Genomic DNA, 15,448 nt, shown 5'->3' with positions numbered 1-15,448 from the left:
TTTATTATAGTATGAAAATAGTATCAAGATATATACGGGAATTTAAGTACTGCCTTATTGCACTGATAGTAGTGGCAGGAATGAGTTCGTGTAAGAAAGACTACCTCAATGTTGAGGAATACATTTACGACCAACTTAACGTGGACAGTATCTTTAAAGACGCTGACAGAGTCCGTCAATATGTGAATGGTATCGCTGCCTATCTTCCTCACGAAGATCGATTGTTTACGGAATCCTGGGCTCCTTTCCAGCTGGCATCAGACGAAAATTTTGCTTCCTGGAACGACAATCGACATGCGGGGATGAAATTTCTTTTGAATGAGATCACTCCGTTCACAGCCAACACTTATTTTAACAATTATGGAACCTGGTACAAAGGCATCAGTAAAGCGAACCTTGTTATTGCGCGGCTTGATGAGTGCAAGGAGTTATCTACGATACAAAAAAGGGAATACCTCGGCGAGATGGCTTTCCTTAAAGGGTATTTTATGTATCTGCTTATCCAGCAATACGGGCCGGCTGTGATCCCTCCTGACGGTATTCCGGATCTGCTTGCCGATGGCGAGAGTCTTTCCCGGGAGAGAAGCAGTTACGATGATTGTGTGGAGTATATTATAACGAATATGGAGACTGCCTCCCAGCTTCTTCCGGATAAAAAGGAAGTTCAAACAGATTTGTATCGCCCAACCTCGGGAGCTGCTTTAGCCGTGATGTCTCGGGTACTATTGACTGCAGCAAGTCCGATGTATAATGGCAACCAATCTTATGCAGATTGGAAAAGGTCCGACGGAACAAATTTTATTTCTCAGACGAAAGATAATGTCAAGTGGGGAAAGGCGGCGGCGGCGGCCAAAAGAGTCATAAGTACCAATCGCTATGAGCTTTTTACCTTTCCAAAATCGGCAGACACAGAGCCGCTAGCTCCAGAAGTGCCCACAGCAAATTATCCTAATGGAGCCGGAGATATTGATCCGTATCGTTCGTATAAATATACTTTTATCGGCGAAAGTCAACCCTCCAATAATCCGGAAATTATCTGGTGTACATCCGTTCAGCCTCTTACTGGCGATTCACCTCTGTGGTTATCTACGTTATCTTTATCAGGTGGAGGAAACGGCCTCAATGTAACTCAGGAGATGGTGGATTCATACCGGATGAAAGATGGTAGGGATGTCAATAATTCTAGCGTAGCTTTTCCATATCCGACGGGTGCCGCGCGTTACGCAAATTATGGCACTACAAGGAGCTATTCAGACGTGCAATTGGTAGCAAATACACCTAGAATGTATATCAACCGCGAGCCGCGTTTTTACGCAACCATCGGCTTTAACCATTCATATTTCAAAGGAACTTCATATACCGGAAGTGAGGGAACCTGGAGAAATTATGAAGTTACCTATTATTCTAATGGTAAGGGAGCGCCTAATGCAAACCAACCAAACGATTATAATCATACCGGTTATACGGCTATTAAATACAACCATCATGCCGACAACATACGCAATGGTGCCGGAGTAGTACCTAAAGTATTTCCGATGTTCCGGTATGCTGAGGTTCTTTTAAATTATGCCGAGGCCTTAAATGAGCTCGATGGATCTTATACGGATCCGGCAACTTCAATAACGGTAAGCAGAGATCTGTCTGAAATTACAAATGCCATTAACAGAGTACGGTACAGGGCAGGCTTACCTGGTTTAACCGCCCAGGAATCAGCGAGCCGTGAGAGTATCAGAGATGCTATTAAACTGGAAAGGAAAATTGAATTTGCATTCGAGGGTCGCCGCTATCACGATTTACGAAGATGGTTAGACGCACCAATAGCTTATAACACCACCATCACTGGAATGAATGTAAAAGTGCCAGATTCGCAGAAAGACAGGTTCTATACGCGCACCGCAATTGCTAGTCCGCTTACGCGAAGACAGTGGTATTTCAAGATGTACTTTTATCCGATCCCTAAGAATGCGTTGGATAAGAATTCCAAACTGGTACAAAATCCGAGTTGGTAGATAATTAAGATTTTAAAGAAATTAAGATGAAACGAATAAATATATTTCTATACCTTCTGGTCGCGGCGGCTTTTACCTCCTGTGAAGAGGCCGATCCGCTTGATATTGAACAATATAAGAAAGAAGCATATCTTGTAGGAGCTAATCAATCGAATAACGAGGCATTATCGATTGTAAAGCTACCTTATCTTGAAACCGCGACAGAAGAAGCTCCTACTTTTATTACAGTAGCGGTTGGCGGCAGTAAGGAAACCGACAGGGACATACAAGTGTCGGTATCGGAGGCTGGAACAGCAGCTATAGATAGATACAACTTTCTATATCTGTTTAGTCCTACCGATATTAGATATGAATATCTGGCAAATTCCTTTTATAGAATACCCGAGACTACAGCTACAATAAAAGCTGGACAGACATATGCCAATATTCCGATATACATAAAGACGCAACCTTTAGATCCGGACGAAAAATATGCTCTTACCTTTAAAGTAGCGTCAGTCTCACATCCAGATTATGTTTCTATCCGAGTCAGGGACACCGTATTGATGTTCTCTTTTTCACTAAACAACCCTTATTCTGGTGGTTATCAGATGGAAGGAGAATACGTAAAACAATCAAACGGTGATAAAACTCCGGTTATAACATCGCGTACTTTAAAGGCGTTGAACCATAACACCATTCGGTTGATCCACACCGCAAACGATGAAAGATCTGCAACCGCGCCAACCGACTTGGGCGTTTCCGTTAAAGTAAATGCCGATAATACTCTCGAAGTTAAGCCATGGAAGAACTTTATGCTTCTAAGCGGCGGAGGAACCTATAACCCTGTAGTGAAAACCTTCGATATTTGGTACACCTATAAAGAAGGCACTGTAACTTATCGGTTCGAGGGGAAATATGTAAAAAACCAAAGCTAAGTTTTGATTCTTTTAAATTATAAGGCAGGGTATTCGTATCCTGCCTTTTTTTATGCATGTGTTTATCAACCTGTAACGTGTTTCCTTGTAAAAAAATAAGGACCATTTACCTGTAGAGGAATGAATTTTGCGGCACTTATCTACACAATAGGAAAAGCCATGAAGTTTACTATAACAGATTCGTCAACCGGGATGCCAGTGCTCTTAGAAGCCAGGCCGCAAAGCTATCATCACGAACCGGGATTTAGAATAATTTACCCTAATGGTTCGGGCTTTTTTATTTCTAATAAATTTGGGACATGGCAGGCTGCAGACGATCATCATGTTGATCCTGATTTGCTGGTTAAGATAGGCCTTGCCATTGAGCATTGCCACGAAGACAATGTTACGTAGCTAGTGCGCCGGTTTTTGAGGAAGGTACACTTTGAAAATAGAGCCGGTTTCCAGGCAGCTTTCTAACTCAATGGTCCCGCCGAGGGCTTCTGCCTGGGTTTTAGCCAGCGTTAACCCGATTCCCCGGCCATGGGCCGTCCCCAGGTGAAAATTGTTATAAAGCCCGAAAACTTTATTTCCATATTTGACGAGGTCAATTCCGAGTCCGTTATCCTGTACGGTTATGCATACAAATTGATTATAATCAAACGACTCAATGTGAATAGCAGGGGGCCTGTCGGGGTGTTTAAATTTCAGAGCATTACAAATGAGGTTGTTCAAGATGTTATGAAGATAGCTCTTTACCGTTTTTACGGTTTTTACCCGCTCAAAATTATAAGAGATATGAGCTGCCGATTCGCGGATCTCATTTTCAAAAGATTGCTTCGACTCGAGCATAAGCTGGTCTAGCGAAAGGGTTTCCATTAGTCTCCCGCCTAAGTTTTGATGCGCCAAAATGGAGTTTAAATCCTTTACAATAATGTCAAGGTTCGACACCTCGTTCACAATGTGCCCGATGAGTTCGTCATTCAAACCAGCATCCTGATTTTCTTTTTCAAAGAGAGAGGCCAGGCCGAGTATTTTCGAGATCGGCGATCGTAAGTTATGAGAAACTATATATGAGAAATCTTTCAGCCCAATATTTTTCTTAATCAGATCTTCATTAATTTTCTTCTGTTTGTCCTCTTTTAATTTTTTCTCCGTAATGTCGTCGATGACCACCAATATGCCGTAAACTTCATCGTTTTGATCTTTCAACGGGATTTTAGTAGTGTCGAGCCAGGTAGTTTCGCCGTTATTCTGTGTTAAGGTTTCAATGTAATGAATTCGGGGTTTCTTACTCTTCATTAGCGCCATGTCGTCTTTCTGGTACTTTTTTGCTTCTTCGGTGCTCCATGAAAAATCATAGTCGTTTTTACCTTTAACCTGCGCAACGTCCTCAACACCTACCATCCTGGCAAATACACTATTACCTCCCATGAAATTACAGCTGGCATCTTTCCAGAAAATCGATTGGGGAATTAAATCTAAGATATGCGATAGCATCTTCTCGTTTTTCTGTAGTTTTTCTTCTGCAGCTTTTCTTTTTGAGATGTCTATCCCCATTCCGGCCACACAGCTTTTACCCTCAATAACTACTTTTTGGCCGGTAAAATAATACATGCAAACCTTGCCGGTTTTTGTTATCATGCGCGCTTCGACCTCGCCCCAGCCATTTTCGAGAACTTGTTTGATAGCGTTTTCTAATGCCAGCTGGTCATCGGTTATAACCAGGTTAAAAGGATTTAATGACGCTATTTCATTGCCGGAAAATCCGGTTATCTTCTCAAAATTTTTGTTCCAGTTCACATATCTTCCCTCTTCATCAAATAAATAAAAAATACCCGGCAGGCTATCGAGAATATTTTCTGAGAGTTCTTTTGCTTTGATGATCTGGATTTCTGTATTCTTGCGATCGGTAATGTCGTAAACGATACCTTCAACCCGTGCGAGTGCCTGGCCCTCAAAAACAGGCAAAGTCTTTACTTCCAGCCACCTGATACTGTTATCCCGATGGCGGATCCGGTATTCTGCTGTACTTTTTTCGCCCTTCGAAAGTACTCTTATCTCTTCTTCGGTTACATGCTTGTCCTCATCCAGTATCACTTCATACCAGAGATTTCCATTTTCGTAGAAGTCGGCTAATGTGTAACCATAGATCTTTGGACAGCCTTCTGATATACTGAGGTATTTATTGTTTGCAATATCTTTAGAAAAAAAACCAATATTTATGTTGTTTAACACTTCAGCCATCTGCCAGTTAAACATATCAGCATTTTCTGTTATAGTAGTAGGTTTAATATCCATCAAAAATTCTACACTTATCCATTCATCGCTACCGGGTATCGGCGGTAATTATAATTTTTAAACCAGGTAAAAGATTAAGGTTTATCTCTTCTTCTACGTCGTGCAAGGCCAAAAAGTTTGGATCTGCAAAACTTAATCATACAAGTAATAACTTCGCCCTTTTCGTACAAATAAAAGGCCGGTTCAATAATTGTCTATGTATTTTAATACTTATCCTGTATTTTAGGAGGTATCCCAATTTTTCGATGTACTATTTGTATCCTATTCAATTTATAATGGTCCGCACCTGTCTTGTTCGTTTGTTAAAAATACTTCCATTGTTCATGTTGTTGGTATTGGCGAATAATGCCCGCGCTCAATCTAAGGAGCCGTCAAAAAGACCAAACATTATTTTCATTCTTGCCGACGATCTTGGCTACGGAAATATTAGCAGTTATAATCCAACTACTCCGGTCCCTACCCCAAATATTGACCAGATGGCGAAAGAGGGCTCAAGATTTACCCGATTTTATGCAGGCAGCACAGTTTGCGCTCCTTCCAGAGCATCATTAATGACCGGCCTTCACATGGGGCATGCCTATGTAAGGGGAAATGCAAAAGCTCCGCTGCGTCCGCAGGATACCACCCTTGCTCAATATTTTCAGGCAGGAGGGTACGTAACCGGAATGTTTGGTAAATGGGCGCTCGGAGAGAGTAATCAAACCGGGGCGGTTCATTTGAAGGGCTTCAACGAGTTTTTTGGATACGTGAACCAGACTCATGCTCATCAATATTTTACTACCCATTTAGATGAGATTAAGGATGGGGTCACCAGATCAATAAAAGTTGATTCCTCTAAATATACTCAGGATCTGATAATGGAACGGGCGCTTGCTTTCATCACCAGAAATAAGAATAAGCCATTTTTCCTTTATCTGCCGCTAACCTTGCCTCATGCAGAATTGCAGGTTCCGAAATCCTTACTGAAGGAATTTCAAAACCCCGATGGCAGCAGTAAACTTGGCCCGGAAACTCCTTTCCAAAAGCGGGAAAGATATAACGAACAAACCCAGCCCCGGGCTGCTTTTGCGGCTATGATGACCCGTCTCGATCGCGATGTAGCGAGAATACTGGAGGCAGTTAAAAGCTATGGGCTTGATGATAATACATATATCTTTTTCACCAGCGACAATGGTCCACACCAGGAAGGGGGCGGAGATCCGGTGTATTTCAACAGCAGCGGCCCGCTCCGTGGTTTAAAGCGCGATTTATATGAAGGTGGGATAAGAGTGCCGATGTTGGTTCGTGCTCCGGGGAGAGTACCTTCGGGTGTGGTGAGTGACGTTCCCTGGGCCTTTTGGGATATTATGCCCACTCTGGGTGATCTTGCAAATGTAAAAACCGCTGCTAAAACAGATGGACTTTCCTTTACGGCGCTATTAACTGGTAAAAACCAAAAGGATAAACACGAGTATTTTTACTGGCAATTTAATGAGGGCGCTTTTAAAGAAGCTCTGATTAAAGATGATTGGAAACTAATCAGGTTCAAAGAGAAGGGGGCGGCTGAAGTGCTCGAATTATATCGATTTAAAGATGACATCGGAGAAAAGTACAATCTCGCGCCTTCCAATCCCGCAAAGGTTAAAGAACTTAAGGCTTTGATGTTAAAGGCAAAATCGCCGGCAGAGAATAAGGTTTTTGATTGGTCGGATGTAGAGTTGTAATGTGGAGGCAATGAGGATTGATTTAAGCAGCGGGGCCCGATCGTTTTTGGTGATATTGGCATCAGCGTTATTGGGATTGATGACATCTTGTGGCGATCAACAAGTAACCAAATCATCTGTTACCGACTCTGCCGCAGACAGCGCCACTATTCCTTCCAGATTTGGGGATGATAAATCCGGCACAGCGGTTATTTCAGAAGAGCAATCCGGTAGCAAGAAGGGGATGGTTCTCATCCCGGGGGGCACATACAATATGGGCGGCGATAATGAACAAGCCTCAGAAGATGAATTCCCTAAGCATAGGGTTCAGATTGATGCTTTTTGGATGGATGTAACTGAAGTAACCAACGAGCAATTTGCTGCATTTGTAAGAGCGACGGGTTATATTACCACCGCAGAAAAATTCATAGATTGGAACGAAATTAAAAAAACGCTGCCACCCGGAACTGAGCGACCTCACGATAGTATGCTTGTTGCTTCAGCTCTGGTTTTTACTCCTACCAAAGGACCGGTTAATCTAAATAATTATGCTTCCTGGTGGCGCTGGCAAAGAGGTGCCGATTGGAAGCATCCGGAAGGTCCCGGAAGCACTATAAGGGGTAAAGAAAAGTATCCGGTTGTTCAGGTCTCGTGGGATGATGCGCAGGCTTATTGTGCCTGGGCAGGGAAAAGATTGCCAACCGAGGCCGAGTGGGAACTAGCTGCGAGGGGTGGCTTAAAAAATAATATTTATCCCTGGGGCAACGAACACGTCAACACAGGGAAACCTAAAGCCAATAGTTGGGAGGGCGATTTTCCTTATCGGAATCTAAAAAAAGACGGTTATCTCAGGTTATCTCCGGTAGCGTCATATCCTTCTAATAACTACAAACTGCATGATATGGCGGGTAATGTGTGGGAGTGGTGCAGCGATTGGTACCATCCCAACTATTACAAAGAGGTAGAAAGGGTTTTATCTTCCAATCCCAAAGGCCCGGCAAAAAGTTTTGATCCGAATGAACCATTAGTACCCAAAAAGGTGCTACGGGGCGGCTCTTTTCTTTGTAACGATGCGTATTGCAGTGGTTACCGTGTGTCCAGGCGGATGAAGAGCAGTCCGGATACCGGATCTGAGCATATCGGTTTCCGGACGGTTATGGATGTGGAGTGAAACGTGATTGACTTCTGGACCCGCAACTGAGCGCTTTCCTAGCTGCACTTGAGACGCCGGGACGCTCTTTAGGAGAGCCCAGCCAATATTCAAACCTTGCAAATGATCTCGTTTCCAAGGTTTTTTCTTAATAAAACTCCTGCTGTAAATAAAATTGCTATAACTTTGCGCGCTGTACCATCAAGATAATCCGTTTAATTGGCTCTTGAAAACAGTAGTCTATGAGATTAAAAACGCTCCTCCTCTTTTTCTTATTCCTTAGTATTTCTGGTGCAACATTGGCACAAAGCAGCGCTGAGCTCAAGCGGCGAAAAGCTAAACTGTCGCGAGAAATAGAGTCGTTAAAAAAACAACAGAATAAAATAGTTGGAACAAAAAGGCTTACTTTAAAACAGATCGATGCTTTGAACGCTCAGATCCGGTTGAGGGAAGAGAAGATCAATACCATTAATTCTGAAGTAAGACTACTTGACAATCAGATAGAAGAGAAGACCAGCACGGTTAATTCACTTAAATCGCAGCTCAGTAAACTTAAAAAAGATTACGCGGCGATGGTTCGTTTTGCGTTCAGGAATCAAAGCTCCTACGGAAAGCTGATGTTTATTTTCGCCTCCGAAAGTTTCAATCAGGCATATAAGCGCTTGAAATATTTGCAACAGTTTAGTAAACACCGTAAGAAGCAAGCAGCATATATTCGAGAAACCCAGCAGGAATTGGGGATGAAGATAGTTGAACTCGATCAAAATAAGAGATCGAAAAGCGAATTGCTTCGCAGCCAGGAAGTAGAAAAAGTCACTCTTAGTAAGGAGAAAATAACAGAGGCGGCCGAGCTAAAAAAACTTAGCAAGCAGGAAAAGCTGGTAAAGCGCCAGGTAGATTCTAAACGGAAGGAATTAGCAAGGTTAAACCGCGCAATTTCGGCCGCAATTAAGAAGGAGATTGCGGCTGCTCGCGCGGCCGCTGCCAGAGCTGCCGCTGCTAAAGCCGCTGCTCAAAAAGCTGCCGCTGCCAAAGCAGCCGCCGCTAATAAGACGGCACCGAAGCCGTCGGCAACAACGACCGCAAAAAAATCAACCAGCGTACTGTCTTCCACTCCGGCAATGGCAAAGCTGTCGTCCAGTTTTCTTGGTAACCGCGGGCGTTTGCCCTGGCCGGTTCAAGGTACGGTGGTATCGAGGTTTGGGCCGAGTAAGAACAAAAATGTGTCGGTTACAAATACCGGTATAGATATAAGAACTTCCGCCGGGGCTTCGGTAAAAGCAGTTTTCTCGGGAGAGGTAAGACTCGTTACCGATGTGGGCGGATTAGTGGTCTTGATCCGGCATGGTGAATACTTTACCGCTTACTCTAACCTGCGTTCTGCGAATGTATCTGTCGGACAAGAGGTAACGACAGGACAAAATATCGGTTCGGTTAAAACAGATTCGGATGGAACCAATCTGCATTTCGAAATCTGGAAAAACACGAGTCCGGTAAATCCGGAGGGCTGGTTAAACAGGTAACAATCTGCGTCGCTGAGGGCTGCCAATAATTATTGAAAAAGTTTTGTCACAAATGAGACTAAACCTTATATTCGCCCTACCTGTGAGAATGTTTTAGGAGTCAGAAATCCCAAGGAAATGAGTAAAAGCATTCTAATTGTAGAGGACGACGAAAACGTTAGAGCGACGATGGAGCTCTTGCTAAGTCATGCCGGTTTTAAGGTAATCTTATCCTCAACCGGGAAGGATATTTACCAGATCATAGGGCAGCAAAAGCCAGATTTGATTTTGTTAGATGTTTTTTTGGGTGATCTGGATGGGAGGGACATTTGCCGGGAATTAAAAAGTAACCCCGATACCTCCGATATTCCCGTTATCATAGTTTCAAGTGTCTACAATATCTATAATACCATTCTTGAAGAGAAGGCAAACGATGTAATTCCTAAACCATTTACAGAAGATATATTGTTGTCGCGGGTACAGCGACACATGCCTGCTGCCTGCTAAGCATCGGATGGTGCAAAGGACGCATCTTTCTGCACCAAATCCTGCCGGATTCAAAACGCCCAAATAAATTTAAGATCTTTTTTGTAAGGAGTGGATCTTACCTAACGAATTGAGACGGCTTATACCCAGCAGTATGACTGAAAGTCCCGTCGGCCAAAATTTAAATATCAATCTTAAGCGCAGCAGGGCAATGGTCGGAGCCCATATATTCGTTGTAAATAGAAGCTTCTTTTACCCGCGGAATAAGTTCATTGCTTACCAGAATGTAGTCAATCCTCCAGCCACGGTTTCGGGCGCGGGCATTGAACAGCTGATTCCAATACGTGTATTTTATTTCGGTGGGGTGTAAATGTCTGAATGTGTCAGTAAAGCTACAATTGAGCAAGTTTTTAAAACCATCGATTTCAGGCTGAGTATAGCCCGGCGCTTTGTTGTAGTTCTCTTTTGCGCGGGCGATGTCGATTGGCTGATGGGCTACGTTCAAATCTCCGCATATAATCACCGGTTTTTTGGATTGCAGGATGCTGATAAAATTTATAAAATCAGTATCCCACTTTTTGCGATAATCCAGCCGTTTTAATCCATCACCGGCATTCGGCGCATAGACCGTTACTAATATAAAGTCCTCATATTCGGCAGTAATTACCCGGCCCTCCTGGTCGTGCTCCTGGTTCCCAATATCATAAAACTGACTAATCGGCTCTCTTTTGCTCAAGATTGCGGTGCCCGAGTATCCCTTACGTGCTTTCGAAGAATTAGCATACACATGATATCCCGGCAGCAGCTCGCATAAAGCCCGTACCTCCTGCGTGCTGGCTTTTGTTTCTTGTAGGCACAGAATATCGGGATCAAGGGCTTGAATGTCTTTTATGAAGTCTTTTTTACAGATAGAGCGAAGACCGTTGACATTCCATGTGAGGAGATGGAGGCTGGGCATGAGAAATCCAGACTCTATCCCGGTGTATTCAGTTTTTTCAGCAATTCCTCCGACACATCGTCAGAATATACCCCATAACCGTTTAGAAATACGCCTTTTACATTATATTTCGGAGATTCAATGCCATATACGATGGTATTATCTGCAGGATCTGACATGCCTTCGAAGCGATGAATCTCTGTGATGCTGAAATCTTCGGGTTGCAGGTTTATATTTTCGGAACTGCTGTGAAGCGTTCCGTTAGCGAGGTTGAAATCTAAGGTAAAGCCTCTTTGTTTAAGACCTTGAAGTGCTTCAGTTACGGTTTGATAGTTTTCCATACCCTTTAAACATCTGTGTGGAGTGTTTGTTTATCTGTCTGCAGTAGAAAATCAGAGCAGCCCCGAGCGGTACATGAACTTCTCCAGCGAGTCGTCTGTGGTCATTAAATGTGTGTGGAACCCCATTTCAGAAGCGGTTTTGAGGTGCTGCGGACTGTCATCAATAAAAAGCGTTTCTCTGATATCCAAGGCACTATCGGCTATAACGTATTCAAAAATATCGCGGCCAGGTTTTCTTTTACGGATTAAATGTGAGTAATAAACCTTCTCAAAGAACATGTCGTTTGAGTCTACCTGATGTTCGCGTTTCAGATAATCGCTGATGAAGTTAAGATGGATCTCGTTAATATTGCTGAGAAGAAAAGTGCGGTATTTTTTTTTAGCCTCTAATAAAAGTTGATGATTGACCGGGGGCACACCAATTAAGAGAGAGTTCCAGGTTTTGTCAATCTGCTGGTCGCTAAGATCTGCTTTTCCGGTGATTCTGCGGATACCGTCGCGGAATTCGGAGGAGCTGATATTGCCTTTTTCGAACTCACTAAAAAGGGGATCGTGTCCTGCGTGTCCGAAGAATTGGTCCACATTGTTGATTCCTAAGTCGGTAAATGATTTTTGAGTTTTAAGAAAGTCGATCAGGAAGATAACATTCCCATAATCGAATATGATGTTTTTAATATGCTCCATATGCGTTCGCAAAGATGTAAAAAGGCTGGGATTTTACATTGTCTGCTTAAATATTCTGATGGTTTTGACAAAGCGGCCCTGGTAGTACTTGTTCAAGGGTGTAATGGTAACACCGTAGGCCTTTCCCGATGTGGAGTGGATAAAACGGGTTGAATCAGAGTTATTAACGATGATTCCCATATGTCCGACTACCCGGATCGTGCTGTCTGTGCCGGTAAATAAGATCAGGTCCCCGGCCCTGGCTTCGGATACCGGAATTTCCTGGCCCACATTGGTGAAATCTACAGAACTTCTGGGAACTGCGATCTTAAAATGATTAAATACGTAAGTGATAAAGCCCGAGCAGTCGAATCCCTGCTGAGGCTCAATTGAGCCGTATTTATACGGGGTTCCAATCAACGTCTGTGCAAATCCGACCAGCTCTTCAGGGTTTACATCGCGTGTGTCGACAGATGTGGAAGGTGGGATGGCTGCAATGGTTTCGGGCGTGTCCAAAGCCACCTCCGTATGGTCGGTAGTGTCATTCAATTCCTCTTTTTGCAATTTCATATCGTTGCGGCAGGAACATATCGTTGAAATTGATAACAGAAGCAATGGAATTACTCGCATCTACCGAGAACGGCTTTAAGGGACTTATGTTTTATAGCGGCGACAGGACGTTGAAAATATTTTTCGCTGAGGATAATGAATTTCAGTTCTGAGAGTTATTTTAGAAGATATGAAACAGATAGTTATTACTGCCGCCCTGCTGCTCTTGTTTAACGTTTCGGTTAGATCGCAGACAGTAGACTATAATCTCATGAAATCGATGATGTCGCAAAGCGATAGCTCGGCGATGGCATCTCTTACGAAAATGGGGTATAAGCCTAATAAGGATGGAGATTATCGATATGTGGCAGATAACAAAGTACTTGCTTTTGTGAGCTACGCCAAAGCCATGCCCGAATCGGGGCAGAGTTCGTCCTATTGGGCCTTCCAACTGAGGGGAAAAAAAGCTTATTCGCCCGTTTTTAAGGAAATTAAAAAGAACGCAACTGTAACGACCGGAACTCATTTCGGAAAGCCAAAAACCGAATACAAATCTCCCGAAGGGATTTATTATTATCCCTTTGAAGATAGCATGTTCGACGGCTTATACTGGGTTTACGCTTCCAGAGAATCGCTTTTAGATAAAAAATAAAAAATTGCTCTCAAAACAAAAGCCATCCCGATTGAGATGGCTTTTGCTTTTTTATCAAACAGAATTTAGTCTTCGAGTACTTTTGTTACTAAAGCCGCAGCTTCTTTTAATAGGATGGCTGAGTAAACTTTTAATCCCGACTCGTCAATTAGTTTTTTAGCTTCTATAGCGTTAGTTCCCTGCAGTCGTACAATGATTGGAACGCGGATATCTCCAAGCTCTTTATACGCGTCAATTACCCCTTGCGCCACACGGTCGCAACGAACAATACCACCGAAAATGTTGATCAGAATCGCTTTAACATTTGGATCTTGAAGGATGATATTAAAGGCTGCTTTTACAGTCTGTGCGTTCGCTGTACCACCCACATCCAGGAAGTTTGCAGGTTCACCACCGGCAAGTTTGATAATATCCATGGTAGCCATTGCCAAACCGGCGCCGTTTACCATACAACCAACGTTTCCGTCAAGCTTAACGAAGTTAAGGTTTGATTTGCTTGCTTCAACTTCCATCGGATCCTCTTCCGATTCATCACGCATTGCTTCATAATCCGGATGGCGGAACAATCCGTTATCATCCAGATTCACTTTGGCATCAACCGCTAAAATTTTATTATCAGATGTTTTTAATACCGGATTGATCTCAAACATCGACGAATCTGTTTGCTCGTAGGCTTTATATAAAGCTGCGATGAACTTCGTCATGTCTTTGAAAGCATCGCCGCTAAGGCCCAGATTGAACGCAATTTTGCGTGCTTGAAACCCTTGTAAGCCAACTTTAGGATCTATTTCTTCTTTGAAAATAAGATGAGGAGTGTGTTCTGCAACTTCTTCAATATCCATCCCGCCTTCAGTAGAATACATCACGATATTGCGGCCTTTTGCACGATCAAGTAATACACTTACATAAAATTCTTTTGTTTCAGACTCACCAGGATAGTATACGTCCTGTGCCACCAAAACCTTGTTCACTTTTTTTCCTTCGGCGCCTGTTTGCGGAGTGATGAGTTGCATTCCGATAATTTGATCTGCTTTCTCTTTAACTTCATCCAGGTTTTTCGCAAGCTTTACGCCGCCGCCTTTTCCCCGGCCACCGGCATGGATTTGAGCTTTTATCACTACCCAGTCCGAGTTGTAATCCTGTTTAAGTTTCTTCGCTGCTTCTACCGCTTGTTCTGGTGTGTCAGCAACAATGCCTTCCTGCACCCGTACGCCAAAACTTTTTAATATAGCTTTACCTTGATATTCGTGAATATTCATGATTGGAAATTTTTCGCAGTAAAACTACCATTTTGCATCAAGTTTTTGAAAAAATTATCTGATTATCGACACTTTTTGTTGAAAAATTTCAGTAATTTATCAATGTGGCGGAGTTTTAATCAAAAAAACGCTGTTTCACCTGGCCGGTAACACACTCGCAATTCCCTGTATTCTTCTCAATTTCCGTATTGTCTTATCGTAGCCGCTCTTCGAGCTTTAGCCTCTCTGCTTTTAGCTTTCACCTTTTTCCCTTTCCCGCTTCCATTTTCACCTTCTGCTTTTAGCTTTCACCTTTTGCCTTTCCCGCTTTCACCTTTTATTTTTCACCTTCCACCTTTTACCTCTATCTTCGCCTTATGCTGCAGGCTACTGATATACATAAATCGTACAGAGAGCTCGAAATCCTTAAAGGAGTTGATTTCGGCGTTAATAAGGGTGAAATTGTAACCATTGTGGGAGCTTCGGGAGCGGGAAAAAGTACCTTACTTCATATTGTGGGCACTCTGGACAGGGCCGACAGGGGAGAGGTGATCATCAATAATGTGAATGTATCCAAACTCTCTCAGTCAAACCTCAGCACTTTCCGCAACCAGCATATCGGATTTATTTTTCAGTTTCATCATCTCCTGCCAGAATTTACTGCTTTAGAAAATATATGTATTCCTGCATTTATCGGCAGAAAAAGTAAAAAAGAAGCCGAATTAAGGGCCACAGAACTGCTGGCAATGCTGGGCCTGGAACACCGTGCTTCGCATAAGCCCAATGAACTTTCAGGTGGTGAGCAACAAAGGGTGGCCGTAGCGCGGGCTTTGGTGAATAATCCTTCGATTGTTCTGGCCGATGAACCTTCAGGAAATCTAGATTCCCAAAATGCTCAAAGCCTGCATTCGCTGTTCAGAGATTTGAGGGACAAGTTTTCACAAACCTTTATTATTGTGACACACAACGAAGAGCTCGCCGAAATGGCCGACAGGAAAGTGACAATGAAAGACGGACAAATTTTAGAATCTTAAATTGAATA

At 43.1% G+C, this 15,448-nt stretch carries 15 protein-coding genes; 9 read left to right on the top strand and 6 right to left on the bottom strand.

The genetic code is table 11. The features are described 5' to 3' along the window. Positions 1–11: 11 nt before the first annotated feature. The 3 genes from J3P43_RS12760 (at position 12) to J3P43_RS12750 (ending at position 3,319) form a co-directional block, all read left to right on the top strand. Positions 12–2,009, top strand: coding sequence for a RagB/SusD family nutrient uptake outer membrane protein (locus tag J3P43_RS12760; RefSeq protein WP_255902956.1), 1,998 nt, complete (start codon positions 12–14; stop codon positions 2,007–2,009). 26 nt (positions 2,010–2,035) lie between these two features. After that, on the top strand, positions 2,036–2,926 hold the full coding sequence (locus tag J3P43_RS12755; protein ID WP_255902954.1) for a BT_3044 domain-containing protein: 891 nt from the start codon (positions 2,036–2,038) through the stop codon (positions 2,924–2,926). Between the two features lie 159 nt (positions 2,927–3,085). Then, positions 3,086–3,319 carry a hypothetical protein gene (locus J3P43_RS12750; protein ID WP_255902952.1) on the top strand — a complete coding sequence of 78 codons (234 nt, stop codon included), beginning with the start codon at positions 3,086–3,088 and terminating at the stop codon, positions 3,317–3,319. Here the strand turns inward: J3P43_RS12750 and J3P43_RS12745 are convergent, their stop codons facing one another. Beyond that, the gene (locus J3P43_RS12745) at positions 3,320–5,206 is read right to left on the bottom strand and encodes a PAS domain-containing sensor histidine kinase (RefSeq protein ID WP_255902950.1); all 1,887 of its coding nucleotides are present in this window, start codon (positions 5,204–5,206) and stop codon (positions 3,320–3,322) included. 323 nt (positions 5,207–5,529) lie between these two features. Here J3P43_RS12745 and J3P43_RS12740 point away from each other — a divergent pair, with 323 nt between their 5' ends. The 4 genes from J3P43_RS12740 to J3P43_RS12725 all read left to right on the top strand — a co-directional run bounded on the left by J3P43_RS12740 (position 5,530) and on the right by J3P43_RS12725 (position 10,047). After that, positions 5,530–6,909 (top strand): arylsulfatase, encoded by a 1,380-nt coding sequence (locus J3P43_RS12740; protein ID WP_255902947.1) that lies wholly within the window; start codon positions 5,530–5,532, stop codon positions 6,907–6,909. A 10-nt stretch (positions 6,910–6,919) separates the two neighbouring features. Further along, a complete protein-coding gene (locus J3P43_RS12735; protein ID WP_255902945.1) occupies positions 6,920–8,059 on the top strand; it encodes a formylglycine-generating enzyme family protein in 1,140 nt (379 codons plus the stop codon). A 221-nt stretch (positions 8,060–8,280) separates the two neighbouring features. Next, entirely contained in the window at positions 8,281–9,561 is a 1,281-nt protein-coding gene (locus J3P43_RS12730) for a murein hydrolase activator EnvC family protein (RefSeq protein WP_255902942.1), read from the top strand. Positions 9,562–9,678: 117 nt separating this feature from the next. Further along, positions 9,679–10,047, top strand: coding sequence for a response regulator (locus J3P43_RS12725; protein WP_255902941.1), 369 nt, complete (start codon positions 9,679–9,681; stop codon positions 10,045–10,047). A 160-nt stretch (positions 10,048–10,207) separates the two neighbouring features. Here J3P43_RS12725 and J3P43_RS12720 read toward each other — a convergent pair whose 3' ends face one another. The 4 genes from J3P43_RS12720 to J3P43_RS12705 are packed head-to-tail and all read right to left on the bottom strand — an operon-like array spanning position 10,208 to position 12,537. After that, entirely contained in the window at positions 10,208–10,984 is a 777-nt protein-coding gene (locus J3P43_RS12720; RefSeq protein ID WP_255902940.1) for an exodeoxyribonuclease III, read from the bottom strand. A 14-nt stretch (positions 10,985–10,998) separates the two neighbouring features. After that, positions 10,999–11,304, bottom strand: coding sequence for a phosphoribosylpyrophosphate synthetase (locus J3P43_RS12715; RefSeq protein WP_255902939.1), 306 nt, complete (start codon positions 11,302–11,304; stop codon positions 10,999–11,001). A 51-nt stretch (positions 11,305–11,355) separates the two neighbouring features. Beyond that, entirely contained in the window at positions 11,356–11,988 is a 633-nt protein-coding gene (locus J3P43_RS12710; protein ID WP_255902938.1) for an HAD family hydrolase, read from the bottom strand. 33 nt (positions 11,989–12,021) lie between these two features. Beyond that, positions 12,022–12,537 (bottom strand): C40 family peptidase, encoded by a 516-nt coding sequence (locus J3P43_RS12705; protein WP_255902937.1) that lies wholly within the window; start codon positions 12,535–12,537, stop codon positions 12,022–12,024. Between the two features lie 169 nt (positions 12,538–12,706). Between J3P43_RS12705 and J3P43_RS12700 the strand changes: the two genes are divergently transcribed. Then, positions 12,707–13,168: a hypothetical protein gene (locus J3P43_RS12700; protein WP_255902936.1), complete on the top strand. Its 462-nt coding sequence runs from the start codon at positions 12,707–12,709 to the stop codon at positions 13,166–13,168. Positions 13,169–13,233: 65 nt separating this feature from the next. Here J3P43_RS12700 and sucC read toward each other — a convergent pair whose 3' ends face one another. Next, positions 13,234–14,427 carry an ADP-forming succinate--CoA ligase subunit beta gene (gene sucC, locus J3P43_RS12695; RefSeq protein WP_255902935.1) on the bottom strand — a complete coding sequence of 398 codons (1,194 nt, stop codon included), beginning with the start codon at positions 14,425–14,427 and terminating at the stop codon, positions 13,234–13,236. A 356-nt stretch (positions 14,428–14,783) separates the two neighbouring features. Here sucC and J3P43_RS12690 point away from each other — a divergent pair, with 356 nt between their 5' ends. Then, positions 14,784–15,440, top strand: a complete 657-nt coding sequence (locus J3P43_RS12690) for an ABC transporter ATP-binding protein (RefSeq protein ID WP_255902934.1) — start codon at positions 14,784–14,786, stop codon at positions 15,438–15,440. Positions 15,441–15,448 lie beyond the last annotated feature (8 nt).

This window comes from Paradesertivirga mongoliensis (assembly GCF_024436395.1).
Lineage (GTDB): Bacteria > Bacteroidota > Bacteroidia > Sphingobacteriales > Sphingobacteriaceae > Paradesertivirga > Paradesertivirga mongoliensis.
The sequence above is the reverse complement of the archived record's forward strand: the minus strand, read 5'-3'. Positions and strand labels throughout refer to the sequence as shown.

Coding starts and splice junctions, on each gene's coding strand:
- J3P43_RS12735 (WP_255902945.1), top strand. CDS start 6,920: ATGAGGATTGATTTAAGCAGCGGGGCCCGATCGTTTTTGGTGATATTG.
- J3P43_RS12730 (WP_255902942.1), top strand. CDS start 8,281: ATGAGATTAAAAACGCTCCTCCTCTTTTTCTTATTCCTTAGTATTTCT.
- J3P43_RS12745 (WP_255902950.1), bottom strand. CDS start 5,206: ATGGATATTAAACCTACTACTATAACAGAAAATGCTGATATGTTTAAC.
- J3P43_RS12725 (WP_255902941.1), top strand. CDS start 9,679: ATGAGTAAAAGCATTCTAATTGTAGAGGACGACGAAAACGTTAGAGCG.
- J3P43_RS12720 (WP_255902940.1), bottom strand. CDS start 10,984: ATGCCCAGCCTCCATCTCCTCACATGGAATGTCAACGGTCTTCGCTCT.
- sucC (WP_255902935.1), bottom strand. CDS start 14,427: ATGAATATTCACGAATATCAAGGTAAAGCTATATTAAAAAGTTTTGGC.
- J3P43_RS12710 (WP_255902938.1), bottom strand. CDS start 11,988: ATGGAGCATATTAAAAACATCATATTCGATTATGGGAATGTTATCTTC.
- J3P43_RS12755 (WP_255902954.1), top strand. CDS start 2,036: ATGAAACGAATAAATATATTTCTATACCTTCTGGTCGCGGCGGCTTTT.
- J3P43_RS12700 (WP_255902936.1), top strand. CDS start 12,707: ATGAAACAGATAGTTATTACTGCCGCCCTGCTGCTCTTGTTTAACGTT.
- J3P43_RS12715 (WP_255902939.1), bottom strand. CDS start 11,304: ATGGAAAACTATCAAACCGTAACTGAAGCACTTCAAGGTCTTAAACAA.
- J3P43_RS12690 (WP_255902934.1), top strand. CDS start 14,784: ATGCTGCAGGCTACTGATATACATAAATCGTACAGAGAGCTCGAAATC.
- J3P43_RS12740 (WP_255902947.1), top strand. CDS start 5,530: ATGTTGTTGGTATTGGCGAATAATGCCCGCGCTCAATCTAAGGAGCCG.
- J3P43_RS12705 (WP_255902937.1), bottom strand. CDS start 12,537: ATGAAATTGCAAAAAGAGGAATTGAATGACACTACCGACCATACGGAG.
- J3P43_RS12760 (WP_255902956.1), top strand. CDS start 12: ATGAAAATAGTATCAAGATATATACGGGAATTTAAGTACTGCCTTATT.
- J3P43_RS12750 (WP_255902952.1), top strand. CDS start 3,086: ATGAAGTTTACTATAACAGATTCGTCAACCGGGATGCCAGTGCTCTTA.